Annotated in this window: 11 protein-coding genes; 10 read left to right on the top strand and 1 reads right to left on the bottom strand. The window is 74.1% G+C overall.

Annotated elements, in window-relative coordinates:
- Window positions 1-52 precede the first annotated feature (52 nt).
- The 10 genes from nfi to efeB all read left to right on the top strand — a co-directional run bounded on the left by nfi (window position 53) and on the right by efeB (window position 11286).
- Window positions 53-739: a deoxyribonuclease V gene (gene nfi, locus AB0F68_RS14865; protein WP_357337353.1), complete on the top strand. Its 687-nt coding sequence runs from the start codon at window positions 53-55 to the stop codon at window positions 737-739.
- A 252-nt stretch (window positions 740-991) separates the two neighbouring features.
- On the top strand, window positions 992-1972 hold the full coding sequence (locus tag AB0F68_RS14870; protein ID WP_357337355.1) for a hypothetical protein: 981 nt from the start codon (window positions 992-994) through the stop codon (window positions 1970-1972).
- 183 nt (window positions 1973-2155) lie between these two features.
- Window positions 2156-2368, top strand: coding sequence for a Trm112 family protein (locus tag AB0F68_RS14875; RefSeq protein WP_151465048.1), 213 nt, complete (start codon window positions 2156-2158; stop codon window positions 2366-2368).
- Window positions 2365-3561 carry an SIS domain-containing protein gene (locus AB0F68_RS14880; RefSeq protein ID WP_357337367.1) on the top strand — a complete coding sequence of 399 codons (1197 nt, stop codon included), beginning with the start codon at window positions 2365-2367 and terminating at the stop codon, window positions 3559-3561. The genes AB0F68_RS14875 and AB0F68_RS14880 overlap by 4 nt, the downstream gene beginning before the upstream one ends.
- 108 nt (window positions 3562-3669) lie before the next feature.
- Window positions 3670-4683, top strand: coding sequence for a cation diffusion facilitator family transporter (locus tag AB0F68_RS14885; protein WP_357337370.1), 1014 nt, complete (start codon window positions 3670-3672; stop codon window positions 4681-4683).
- 2 nt (window positions 4684-4685) lie between these two features.
- Window positions 4686-5837, top strand: a complete 1152-nt coding sequence (manA, locus tag AB0F68_RS14890) for a mannose-6-phosphate isomerase, class I (RefSeq protein ID WP_357337372.1) — start codon at window positions 4686-4688, stop codon at window positions 5835-5837.
- A gap of 324 nt (window positions 5838-6161) precedes the next feature.
- A complete protein-coding gene (gene ahcY, locus AB0F68_RS14895; RefSeq protein ID WP_357337374.1) occupies window positions 6162-7661 on the top strand; it encodes an adenosylhomocysteinase in 1500 nt (499 codons plus the stop codon).
- 211 nt (window positions 7662-7872) lie between these two features.
- Window positions 7873-8799 (top strand): iron uptake transporter permease EfeU, encoded by a 927-nt coding sequence (gene efeU / locus AB0F68_RS14900; protein ID WP_357337377.1) that lies wholly within the window; start codon window positions 7873-7875, stop codon window positions 8797-8799.
- Window positions 8800-8829: 30 nt separating this feature from the next.
- Window positions 8830-9960, top strand: coding sequence for an iron uptake system protein EfeO (gene efeO / locus AB0F68_RS14905; protein WP_357337400.1), 1131 nt, complete (start codon window positions 8830-8832; stop codon window positions 9958-9960).
- 24 nt (window positions 9961-9984) lie between these two features.
- Window positions 9985-11286 carry an iron uptake transporter deferrochelatase/peroxidase subunit gene (efeB, locus tag AB0F68_RS14910; protein ID WP_357337403.1) on the top strand — a complete coding sequence of 434 codons (1302 nt, stop codon included), beginning with the start codon at window positions 9985-9987 and terminating at the stop codon, window positions 11284-11286.
- 4 nt (window positions 11287-11290) lie between these two features.
- On the opposite strand, the gene AB0F68_RS14915 is transcribed toward efeB, so the two are convergent.
- Entirely contained in the window at window positions 11291-12268 is a 978-nt protein-coding gene (locus tag AB0F68_RS14915) for an RDD family protein (RefSeq protein ID WP_357337406.1), read from the bottom strand.
- Between the last annotated feature and the right edge of the window lie 32 nt (window positions 12269-12300).

Genomic DNA, 12300 nt, shown 5'->3' on the forward strand with positions numbered 1-12300 from the left:
GGGGCGCCGGGTCGGCCGGCCGTCGCGACGCCGACCGGGGGGACGGCCGGCCGTGACGGGCGGTGGAGTGCCGTACCGCCCGCCGGCCGACGTGGCGGAGGCGCTGCGCGTACAGGAGGAGTTGCGGTCCCGGGTCGACCTGGTCGGGCCGGGGCCGACCGCGCCCGCGACGGTGGCCGGGCTGGACGTCGCCTACGCGGAGAGCGGTGACCGGCTCGCGGCGGCCGTCACGGTGCTGGACGCGGCCACCCTCGCCGTGGTGGACGAGGCGGTGAGCGTGGGCCGCCCGGCGTTCGACTACGTGCCGGGGCTGTTCGCCTTCCGTGAGCTGCCGGCGCTGCTGGCGGCCCTGGAGCGGTTGACCGTCCGGCCCGACCTGCTGGTTTGCGACGGGCACGGGCTGGCGCACCCCCGCCGGTTCGGGCTGGCCAGCCATCTCGGGCTGGTGACCGGACGGCCCGCGATCGGGGTGGGGAAGACGCCGCTGGTCGGCGTCTGGGACGAGCCGGCGCCGCAGCGGGGCGCCTGGACGCCGCTGCGCGACGGCGGTGAGGTGGTGGGCCGGGTGCTGCGGACCCGGGACGGGGTGAAACCGGTCTTCGTCAGCGTCGGGCACCGGATGAGCCTGGACAACGCGGTGGACCGGGTGCTGGCGTTGACGCCCCGGTACCGGCTACCGGAGACCACCCGGACGGCCGACCGGCTCTCCCGCCGGGCCCTCGCGGCCGCCCCCACCTGACCGGCCGAGCCCGGCTGACCGGCCGCCTTTGTCCGACCGCCCGGCGCGCGGCCCAGGTTGCGCCGGCCCGCGGCGACCGGGCCACGAAGAGTCGGAAATGATCATGCGAGCGGGCCCGGCCGCATCGAGGATGGAGCGGGTGCCGCGGGGTGTCGCGGCGCACATGCGGAGTGCTCGATGGGCGGGTGCCCCTCCGGGCCGGTAGTACCCTGACCGGCGGATCCCGTCCGGGGCGGAAACGGTGAGGTGGAGATGTCGGTGAGGCGGCACGCGGCGCGGTGGGCCACGGTCGGCGCGATGCTGGGCGGCCTCGTGGTCGGCGCGGCGTCCCCGGCGCTGGCCGCCGACGACCGGGTGGAGGTTCGCTCGGCGAGCAGCTTCACGGCCGGTGGCTCGGCGGGCACGGTGGCGGTCGAGGTGCGCAAGCGCACCGACGGCTGCGTGCTGCTCCGCACCGCGCTGGGGCTGCGCCTCGACGGCCTGCGGGCGGACCAGGTCCGGGTGCAGGTGGCCACCGGCGGCCGGTGGGTGGCAGTGCCGGTGTCCGGCGGTGGCGGCGCGGTCGCCACGGCGCAGACTTCGCCCGCCAACGCGGCCCTGTGCAAGGGCAAGGGGATCACGGTCCGCTACCGGGTGGCCTTCCTGGCCGGCACGATCGGCGGGCGGCTGGCCGTGGCCGGCGAGGCGAGCGCCGCGAACGGCCGGGTGCTCGGCCGGTCCGCCACCGCGGCCCGGGTGGTGGGTGCCCAGCGGACCGCGAGCCCCAGCCCGACGCCGTCTCGCAAGCCCTCGCCGACTCCCACCCCGAGCGCCGTCGCGACCACGCCGGCCGAGGCCGACACCACCGCGGTGGCCGCCGCGCTCGATCCGGCCGCCGGCGCCGCGGCCGACGACTCGTCCTCCGGAGGTTCCCCGATCATGTGGTTCGGCATCGCACTGGTGCTCGTCGGCGTCGCGCTGATCGTGCTGCTGGTCCGCCGCAGCCGCGCGGAGAAGACGGACGGGCAGCCGGGCGTCGGTCAGCCGCCGGTCCCGCTGCCGCGCAGCAGCACGACCTACCGCTCGGGCGCGCCGGCCGGCCAGGTGTACGGGCAGCAGGCCGCCGCCCCGACGCCCCGCCCGAGCGGGAGCGTCTACGGCGCCTCCGCGGCCACGGCCGACGGGCCGGACGGCGAGCCGCCGGCCGCCGCGGGCGGCGACGCCACCACCGTGCTGCCCCGCGTGCCCCGCTGAGTCCGGCCCCGGCCGGTCGCTGGGGTTACGGTGACGGTGGGTGACGGCGACCTGACCGGGTCGCCGCGCACGGCCGTCGGGTGCGAGATGTGGCAGGGTGCCCGCACCGGTTCGCCGATAAGATCGCGTGCGCCGGACGGCACCGCCGACCGGTGAGACCGCATACGTGGAAGGAGCCGCGCCGTGGCCCTGGACCCGCAGTTGCTCGAGATCCTCGCCTGTCCGGACACGCACCACGCACCGCTCGACTACGACCCGCAGGCCCAGACGCTGACCTGCACCGAGTGCGGCCGGATCTTCGAGGTCCGCGACGACGTCCCGGTGCTGCTGCTCGACGAGGCGCGGGGCGGCCCCGCGGCGGACGACGCGCGCGGCGGCTCCGCGTCGCCGCGATGATGGAGGGTACGGCCGGGGTCAGCGGGCACCGGCACGCCGACGAGTCATTGCTGGACAATCCGGACCGACTGGCCGAGCAGGACCCGGGCGGCATGCTCCGGTTCACCGCCTCCGCCGGCGCCCAGGTCCGGGAGTCGGCGGCGCTGGCCGCCGAGGCGAACCTGACCGTGCTCGCCGACGATGGCCGCCCGCGCGCGGTCGTCATCGCGGGCATCGGCACCGCCGGGCGGACCGGGGACCTGCTGGCCACGGTGGCCGGGCCGCGCTGCCCGGTGCCGGTGATCCCGCACCGCAGCGCCGGCGTGCCGGGCTGGGTGGGTGCGGCGGACGTGGTCATCGCGGTGAGCGCCTCCGGCCGCAGCCCCGAGGCGCTGGGCGCCGCCGAGGCCGCGCACCGACGGGGCGCCCGCCTGGTCGCCGTCGGCGCCCCGGACTCGCAGCTCCAGTCGGTGGCCGAGCGGGCCCGCGCGCCGTTCATCCCGGTGCCCCGGCGCGCCCCGGCCCGGGCCAGCCTCTGGGCGCTCACCGTGCCGGTCCTGCTCGCCGCCCGTACGCTCGGCCTGGTGAAGGTCAACGAGGCGGACCTGGCCGAGACCGCGGCCCGGCTGGACGCCGACGCCGACCGCTGCCGGCCCACCGCCGAGTCCTTCGTCAACCCGGCGAAGTCGCTGGCTCTGGGCCTGTCCGGGTCGATCCCGATCGTCTGGGGCTCGTCGCCGCTGGCCACCGTGGCGGCCCGCCGGTTCGGTGACACGCTCTCCGCCAACGCCCGCTACCCGGTGGTCACCGGGGCGCTGGGCGAGGCGGGCCGGGGCCGGGTCGGCCTGCTCGACGGCGTCTTCGGCGGCCTGGTCGAGGGGGAGCGGGATATCTTCGCCGATCCGAACGAGACCGGCAGCGACGCCACCCGGCTGCGGCTGGTGCTGCTGCGCGACGGCGGCCTCAACGCCGAGGACGACACCGACGAGCCGCTGGCGGTGGAGGAGCGCCGCGCGGACGCGGTGCAGACGCTCGCCGAGCGGCGCGGGGTGCGCTGCGACGTGGTCACCGCCGAGGGCGGGTCCGCGCTGGAGCGGCTCGCCTCGCTGATGGCGGTCCCGGATTTCGCCTCGGTCTACCTCGCCCTGGCACACGGACTGGACCCGATGGCCGTGCCGGCCATCACCGAGATGAAGGAGCTGTCGAACCAGTGAGCACGTGCGGCATCGGGCGGGGAGAAGCGTGAGCGAGCGGAGCGAGCGAACCATCGAGCTCAGCAGCGCGGCGCCTCGCGCCGCCGCTGAGCGAAGCGAGGCGGCGGCGTGAGCGCCAACGGCGGGACGAGGGCGATCGTGGCCGCCCTGGCGGCCAACATCGGCATCGCCGTCACCAAGTTCATCGCGTTCCTGCTGACCGGCTCCTCGTCGATGCTGGCCGAGTCGATCCACTCGGTGGCCGACTCCGGCAACCAGGGCCTGCTGCTGCTCGGCGGCCGACGGGCCAAGCGCGAGGCCACCCCCGAACATCCGTTCGGCTACGGCCGGGAGCGCTACATCTACGCGTTCATCGTGGCGATCGTGCTGTTCAGCGTCGGCGGCCTCTTCGCGCTCTACGAGGCGTACCACAAGGCGCAGCATCCGGAGCCGATCACCGAGTGGCAGTGGGTTCCGGTGACCGTCCTGGTGATCGCGATCGGCATGGAGAGCTTCTCGTTCCGGACCGCCATCCAGGAGTCCAACCACATCCGCGGCAACCAGTCCTGGGTGCGGTTCATCCGCCGGGCCAAGGCGCCGGAGCTGCCGGTGGTGCTGCTGGAGGACTTCGGGGCGCTGATCGGTCTGGTCTTCGCGCTGTTCGGCGTCGGGATGACGCTGATCACCGGGAACGGCATGTGGGACGCGGCCGGCACCGCGATGATCGGCGTGCTGCTGGTGATCATTGCGATCACCCTGGCCATCGAGACCAAGAGCCTGCTGCTCGGTGAGGGCGCGGAGCGCCACGACCTGGCGAAGATCGAGCGGGCCGTGACCGAGGGGCCCGAGGTCGAGCGGATCATCCACATGAAGACGCTCTACCTGGGCCCGGAGGAGCTGATGGTGGCCGCGAAGATCGGGGTGGGGGCCTGCGAGACCGCCGAGGAAGTGGCCCGGGGCATCAACGCCGTCGAGGCGCGGATCCGCGCCGCGGTGCCGATCGCCCGGGTCATCTACCTGGAGCCCGACGTCTACAGCGCGGCGGCGGACCGGGCGGGCACGGGGCAGGCGGCGCACACCGCCGTGCCGCAGCCGGACGTCGACGCCGGCAGCGACGAGGTCGCCGGACGGCCCGGGAGCTGACCGTGGAGCTGTTGCAGGGCCGGATCCGGGACTACGCCTGGGGCTCCCGCACCGCGATCGCCGAGTTGCAGGGGCGACCGGTGCCGAGCGCCGGGCCGGAGGCCGAGCTGTGGCTGGGCGCCCACCCGGGCGCCCCGGCCACGGTGGACCGGGACGGCAACCCGGTCAGCCTCACCGAGCTGCTGGTCGCCGAGCCGGCCCACTGGCTGGGCGAGCGCCTGGTCGGCCGGTTCGGCACCCGGCTGCCGTTCCTGTTGAAGGTGCTGGCGGCGGACGCCCCGCTGAGCCTCCAGGCCCACCCCGACGCCGAGCAGGCCCGGGCCGGGTACGCCGCCGACACCGACCGGGTCAACTACGTCGACCCGTACCACAAGCCGGAGTTGCTGGTCGCGCTGTCGAAGTTCGAGGCGCTCTGCGGGTTCCGGGACCCGGCCGAGTCGGCGACGGCGATCGCGGCGTTCGGCGTACCCGCGCTGGAGCCGATGGTGGCGGCGCTGCGCACCGGGCCGGCGGGGCTGCGGGAGGCCGTACGCCTGCTGTTGAGCTGGCCGGTGGCGGAGCGCGCCGGGCTGGTGGCGGACGTGCTGGCCGCGCAGGTGGCCGGGCCGGACGCCGAGCTGGCGCGGGCCCTGGCCGTCGACTACCCGGCCGACCCGGGCGTGGTGGTGGCGCTGCTGCTGCACCACGTCCGGCTGGCGCCGGGCGAGGCGATCTGGATGCCGGCCGGCAACCTGCACGCCTACCTGCGGGGCACCGGCGTGGAGATCATGGCGGCCAGCGACAACGTGCTGCGCGGCGGGCTCACCCCGAAGCGGGTGGACGTGGACGAGTTGCTGCGGGTGCTGCGCTTCGAGGTGCTCGACGAGCCGGTGGTCCGGCCGGAGCCGGTGGCGCCCGGGGTGGTGACCTGGCTGGTGCCGGTGGACGACTTCGCCCTGCACCGGGTCGAGGTGACCTCCGCCGGTCCGCCGGCGCGGCTGGCGCTGCCCGGCCCGCGGGTGGTGCTGTGCCGCGCCGGCACGCTCACCGTGGAGGACGGGGTGGGGACGGTCACCCTGGTGGCCGGCCAGGCGGCGATCGGCACGGCCGCCGGGGGCCCGCTGGTGATCGGCGGGGACGGCGTGGCGTTCGTCGCCACGTCCGGCCTGCGCTGACCGAAGCGCTGTGCGGCGGCTCAGCGCCCGCCGCTGCGACATGCGCAAGTCCGACTTTCCCGAAATAGCTTGACTGGCTGTAGGCCTGGTGTGACGCTATGGGTACGCAGCGTTGTCGCGACGAAGGTCCGGTAACGCGCGGGGAACCAAACCGGGGGGATGCACGGGGCGGCCGGGCCGTGAGCGGAAAGTCCGTTCACGACCGACCGCCCCGTGCGCTGTCCGCCGACCGGGCCACCCTCCCGTCGGCCAACCGGGCAGGGGAGGAGAAATCCACGCGCGTAAGGTGGAAGGCTGCGCAGTCTTCGTTCGACAGGAGCTTCCATGACCAGCACCCTCCCGGCGGCCCCCAGTGGCGCGTCGTCCGGAGCCCGGCCGAGCACCCTCGCCGAGGGCGACTACAAGGTGGCGGATCTGTCGCTCGCCGCGTTCGGGCGTAAGGAGATCCGGCTCGCCGAGCACGAGATGCCCGGCCTGATGTCGATCCGGCGCGAGTTCGCCGAGGCCCAGCCGCTCGCCGGCGCCCGCATCACCGGCTCGCTGCACATGACCATCCAGACCGCCGTCCTGATCGAGACCCTGGTCGCGCTCGGCGCGCAGGTCCGCTGGGCGTCCTGCAACATCTTCTCCACCCAGGACCACGCCGCGGCCGCGATCGTCGTCGGCCCGGAGGGCACTCCCGAGGCCCCGGCCGGCGTCCCGGTCTACGCCTGGAAGGGCGAGAGCCTGGAGGAGTACTGGTGGTGCACCGAGCAGGTGCTCACCTGGCCCGACGGGCAGGGCCCGAACATGATCCTCGACGACGGCGGCGACGCCACGCTGCTCGTGCACAAGGGCGCCGAGTTCGAGAAGGCCGGCGTCGTGCCGCCGGTCGAGTCCGCCGACTCCGAGGAGTACGCGGTCATCCTCCAGCTGCTGCACCGCTCGCTCGCCGAGGACGGCCAGCGCTGGACCCGGATCGCCGCCGGCATCAAGGGCGTGACCGAGGAGACCACCACCGGCGTGCACCGGCTCTACGAGATGCACCGCGCCGGCACCCTGCTCTTCCCGGCCATCAACGTCAACGACTCGGTGACCAAGAGCAAGTTCGACAACAAGTACGGCTGCCGCCACTCGCTGATCGACGGCATCAACCGCGCCACCGACGTGCTGATCGGCGGCAAGATGGCCGTCGTCATGGGCTACGGCGACGTGGGCAAGGGCTGCGCCGAGTCGCTGCGCGGCCAGGGCGCCCGGGTCGTGGTGACCGAGGTCGACCCGATCTGCGCCCTCCAGGCGGCGATGGACGGCTACCAGGTGGCCACCCTGGACGACGTGGTCGAGCAGGCCGACATCTTCATCACGGCGACCGGCTGCTTCAGCGTCATCACCCACGAGCACATGGCCCGGATGAAGCACCAGGCCATCGTCGGCAACATCGGCCACTTCGACAACGAGATCGACATGGCCGGCCTGGCGAAGCGTTCCGACGTGACCCGGGAGAACATCAAGCCGCAGGTCGACGTGTGGCGCTTCGAGGACGGCCACGCCATCATCGTGCTCTCCGAGGGCCGCCTGCTGAACCTGGGCAACGCCACCGGTCACCCGAGCTTCGTGATGTCGAACTCGTTCAGCAACCAGACCATCGCGCAGATCGAGCTCTACACGAAGACCGACGAATACCCCGTCGGCGTCTACGTGCTCCCCAAGCACCTGGACGAGAAGGTCGCCCGGCTGCACCTGGACGCGCTCGGCGCCAAGCTGTCCACCCTCACCAAGGAGCAGGCCGCCTACCTGGGCGTGTCCCAGGAGGGGCCGTTCAAGCCGGAGCACTACCGCTACTGAGTTCCACCCGGAGGGGACCGGGGCCGGCCGCCGCGCGGCCGTCCCGGTCCCCTTCGCGTACGCGGGGGAAAGCCGCGGTGATCTGCGCATGTCGGGCTGACGACGGTTCGGGTGACGTGCCCATGAACGACTTGACGACCGGCCGGATCAGGAGGAAGGTATGGCTGCCCTAAGTTAACTGAGGCGTGCCTTACCGAACCACGGAGCAACGATGTTCGCCACGTACCTGATCGGCCTGCGGGAGGGCCTGGAAGCGACCCTGGTGGTCAGCATCCTGGTCGCCTTCCTGGTGAAGTCGCAGCGGCGTGACCGCCTGCCGCAGGTCTGGGCCGGCGTCGGCCTGGCCGTCGTGCTCTCGGTCGTCTTCGGCTGGCTGATCGAGTACACCTCGACCTCGCTGCTGGCCCGCTCCGAGGACCGCGAGCTGTTCGAGGCCGTCACCTCGGTGGCCGCCGTGGTCTTCGTGACCTGGATGATCTTCTGGATGCGCACGGCCGCCCGGACGATCGCCGGTGAACTGCGCGGCAAGCTCACCGAGGCGCTCGCCGTCGGCTCCCTCGCGGTCGCCGGCATGGCCTTCCTCGCGGTGATCCGGGAGGGCCTGGAGACCGCGCTGATCTTCTACTCCGCCGCGCAGAGCGCGGCCGGCGGCACCGGCGCGGGCGCGCTGCTCTCGCTGGCCGGCGGCGTGGCGACCGCCGTGGTGATCGGTTTCCTGCTCTACCGCAGCGCCCTGAAGATCAACCTGAGCAAGTTCTTCACCTGGACCGGCGCGCTGCTGATCCTGGTCGCCGCCGGCATCCTCAAGTACGGCGTGCACGACTTCCAGGAGGCCGGCGTGCTGCCCGGCCTGAACAACCAGGCCTTCGACATCTCCTCGACGCTCGACCCGAACGCCTGGTACGGCGCGCTGCTCGCCGGCATGTTCAACATCACCGCCGCCCCGACGGTGCTGGAGACGATCGCCTGGGTGGCCTACGCGGTCCCGGTGCTCGTCCTCTTCCTGCGCAAGCCGGCCGCCCCGGCCAAGCCCGCCGCGCCCGCCGCCCCGCCGGCCCCGGCCGCCGACGCCGCGACCACGCCGGCCGAGCCGGCCGCCACCGACGCTTCCACCAGCAGCGCGCCCCAGCGCGCCTGACCCGCCCGTTCCCGAGGAGACACACCACCGATGCGTACCACTCGATTCGTCGTGCCCGCCGCCGCCGGGATGCTCGCCGTGGCCGGCCTGGCCGGCTGCGGGGGCGGCGACGACAAGGACGCCAAGGCCGACGGGCCGATCGCGGTCAAGGCCACCGACAGCGCCTGCGAGGTCGGCAGCACCGAGATCGAGGCCGGGCAGGTGACCTTCAAGGTGACCAACTCCGGGTCCAAGGTCAACGAGTTCTACGTCTACGCCGCCGGTGACCGGGTGATGGGCGAGGTGGAGAACATCGCCCCCGGGCTGAGCCGGGAACTCCGCGTCGAACTGCCCGCCGGCACCTACGAGACCGCCTGCAAGCCCGGCATGAGCGGCCGCGGCATCCGGGGCGCGCTGAAGGTCAGCGGCACCGTCGCGACCGTCGCGCCCGACGCCGCGCTCGGCCAGGCCACCGCCAGCTACCAGCGCTACGTGCAGAGCCAGACCGCCGCGCTGCTCACCAAGACCGAGGAGTTTGTGGCCGCGGTCAAGGCCAACGACGTGGCCAAGGCCAAGGAGCTGTACCCGGTGGCGCGCACCTACTGGGAGCGGATCGAGCCGGTCGCGGAGAGCTTCGGCGACCTCGACCCGAAGATCGACGGCCGCGAGGAGGTCGTCGAGGAGGGCATGCCGTTCACCGGCTTCCACCGGATCGAGAAGGACCTGTGGACCACCGGCGACGTCAGCAAGGACGGCGCCATCGCCGACCAGCTCCTCGTCGACGTCAAGGCGATCGTGGCCAAGGCCAACGCCGAGAAGCTCACCCCGCTCCAGCTCGCCAACGGCGCCAAGGCGCTCCTCGACGAGGTCGCCAGCGGCAAGATCACCGGCGAGGAGGAGCGCTACTCGCACACCGACCTCTGGGACTTCAACGCCAACCTGGAGGGCTCGAAGGCGGCCATCGCCGCGCTGCGCCCCGCCCTGGAGCAGCGCTCGCCCGACCTGGTCAAGCAGCTCGACACCGAGTTCGCCAACGTCGAGGCCGCCCTCGGCAAGCACCGGGCCGGTGACGGCTGGAAGCTGCACACCCAGCTCAGCAAGGCCGAGCTCAAGGAGCTGTCGGACAGCATCAACGCCCTGGCCGAGCCGATCAGCAAGGTTGCCGCGGTCGTCGCCCGCTGACGACCCCTTCCCGGAGGTGACGTGATGAGCGAGCCGAGCATCGACGAAGCGACCCGCGGGACCGGGGTGTCCCGGCGCCGGGCCATCACCCTGGCCGGGGCCGGCGTGGCCGGCGTCGCCGGGGTGGCGGTCGGCGCGGGCGCGCTGTTCGGCGGCGGCGACCAGGCGTCGGCCACCGAGACGGCGGCCGGCGCGGTCCCGTTCCACGGCGAGCACCAGGCCGGCATCGTCACCCCGGCCCAGGACCGGCTGCACTTCGTCGCGTTCGACGTGATCACCAAGGACCGGGCCCGGCTCGTCGCGCTGCTCCAGGAGTGGAGCGCCGCCGCGGCCCGGATGACCGCCGGCAAGGACGCCGGTCTGATCGGCGCGGTCGACGGCGTGCCGGAGGCCCCGCCGGACGACACCGGCGAGGCGCTCGGGCTGCCACCGTCGCAGCTCACCATCACGGTCGGCTTCGGCCCGACGCTGTTCCGCGACGTCCAGGGCCGGGACCGGTTCGGCATCGCCGACAAGCGGCCCGCCGCCCTGGCCGACCTGCCGCACTTCGCCGGGGACGCGCTCAAGCCGGAACTCTCCGGCGGCGACATCTGCGTCCAGGCCTGCGCCAACGACCCGCAGGTGGCGGTGCACGCCATCCGCAACCTGGCCCGGATCGGGATGGGCGTGGTCAGCGTGCGCTGGTCGCAGCTGGGCTTCGGGCGTACGTCGTCGACGTCGCGGGGACAGGCCACCCCGCGCAACCTGTTCGGATTCAAGGACGGCACCGCCAACCTCAAGGCGGAGGACGCCGACCTGCTCCGCGAGCAGCTCTGGGCCCAGCCCGGCGACGGCCAGGACTGGATGACCGGCGGGTCCTACCTGGTCACCCGCAAGATCCGGATGCTGGTCGAGACGTGGGACCGCAGCCCGCTGGCCGAGCAGGAGATGATCGTCGGGCGGACCAAGGGCAGTGGTGCGCCGCTCGGCCGGCGTGCCGAGTTCGACGAGCCGGACTTCGCCGCCAAGGGCGACGACGGCGAGCCGGTGATCGCCGAGACCGCGCACGTCCGGCTCGCCCACCCGGACCAGAACGACGGCGCGCGCCTGCTGCGCCGCGGCTACAACTTCGTGGACGGCTCGGATGGGCTCGGCCGGCTCGACGCCGGGCTCTTCTTCATCGCCTACCAGCGGGACCCGCGCAAGCAGTTCGTGCCGATCCAGACCCGGCTGGCCCGCAACGACGCCATGAACGAATACCTGCGGCACGTCTCCAGCGGCCTGTTCGCCTGCCCGCCCGGCGTCCGTGACGCCGCCGACTGGTGGGGCCGGGCGCTCTTCTCCTGAGAAGTCAGCGCTCCGCCCGGACCGAGGTGGGCTGTCCGCGTACCGGATCGGGCTGGGTGGGGACGGCGCGGGCCGGCGCGGCGGGCCGCAGCGTGGTCGGCGCCGGCGCCGGGAGCGACGTGGCTGGCGCGGGCGCCAGCTCGGGCCAGAGCGTGGCGGTGACCGCGCGGGCCCGTCCCAGCCGGTACGCGGCCCGGCGGCCCCGCTCGGCCAGCACGGCGGCCAGGTACGCCCACTCGGGCGCGGCCCACGGCGGGGGCGGCGAGGTGACCGCCGCGACCTCCGCCCACAGCTCCCGTCCCAGCCGGGTCCGGTCCGGCGCGGCGAGCTGGTGCAACCGGCCCACGTACTGCCGGACGGCCAGCGCCAGCCCGTCGTCCACCCGGCTCAGGTCGAGGGTGGCCGCCCAGCCGAGCAGCGGCGGCACCGGCGGCGGGGCCGCACGCCACGCCCCGGCGCCCCGGGTGTGCACCACCAGCGTGCCGGCGACCAGGTCGCCGAGCCGCCGCCCGCGCGGGTCGGTCAGCATCACCGTCACGCTCGCGGCCCAGCTCAGCAGCGGCAGCACCAGCCCGGGCCACTCCACGGCCACGCCCACCAGCGCCCGGGTCAGCGACTGGCCGACCCCGACCGGGCCGCCGTCGTCGCGGACCACCCGCAGCCCCACGGCCAGCTTGCCCAGCGTCCGGCCACCGGCGAAGCGCTCCATCAGCACCGGGTAGCCGACCAGCACCAGCACCAGCAGCACGAGCTGCAACGCGCCGGCCAGCGCGGCGTCCATGAGGTCGCGCGGCAGGCTGACCACCAGCACCGACAGGCCCGCGCCGAGCAGCAGCGCCACCACGAGCTGGGCCACCAGGTCGATCAGGAGGGCGAGCACCCGGGAGCCCAGCCGGGCCGCCCGGACGTCCAGCTCCACCGCCTCGCCGCTGATCAGACCGGCGTCGGCCCACGGTGCCGGTGGGGGTGGTTGCGCGCGCACTCGCACAGTGAACACTATGGGCGCCGGACGGG

Origin of the sequence: Micromonospora sp. NPDC023966, from assembly GCF_040639095.1 — a bacterium.
Lineage (GTDB): Bacteria > Actinomycetota > Actinomycetes > Mycobacteriales > Micromonosporaceae > Micromonospora.

What these genes read in the sequence shown, in the direction of transcription:
- AB0F68_RS14880 (WP_357337367.1), top strand. Translation starts at nt 2,365, where the DNA reads ATGATGGAGGGTACGGCCGGGGTCAGCGGGCACCGGCACGCCGACGAG.
- efeU (WP_357337377.1), top strand. Translation starts at nt 7,873, where the DNA reads ATGTTCGCCACGTACCTGATCGGCCTGCGGGAGGGCCTGGAAGCGACC.
- ahcY (WP_357337374.1), top strand. Translation starts at nt 6,162, where the DNA reads ATGACCAGCACCCTCCCGGCGGCCCCCAGTGGCGCGTCGTCCGGAGCC.
- efeO (WP_357337400.1), top strand. Translation starts at nt 8,830, where the DNA reads ATGCGTACCACTCGATTCGTCGTGCCCGCCGCCGCCGGGATGCTCGCC.
- AB0F68_RS14870 (WP_357337355.1), top strand. Translation starts at nt 992, where the DNA reads ATGTCGGTGAGGCGGCACGCGGCGCGGTGGGCCACGGTCGGCGCGATG.
- efeB (WP_357337403.1), top strand. Translation starts at nt 9,985, where the DNA reads ATGAGCGAGCCGAGCATCGACGAAGCGACCCGCGGGACCGGGGTGTCC.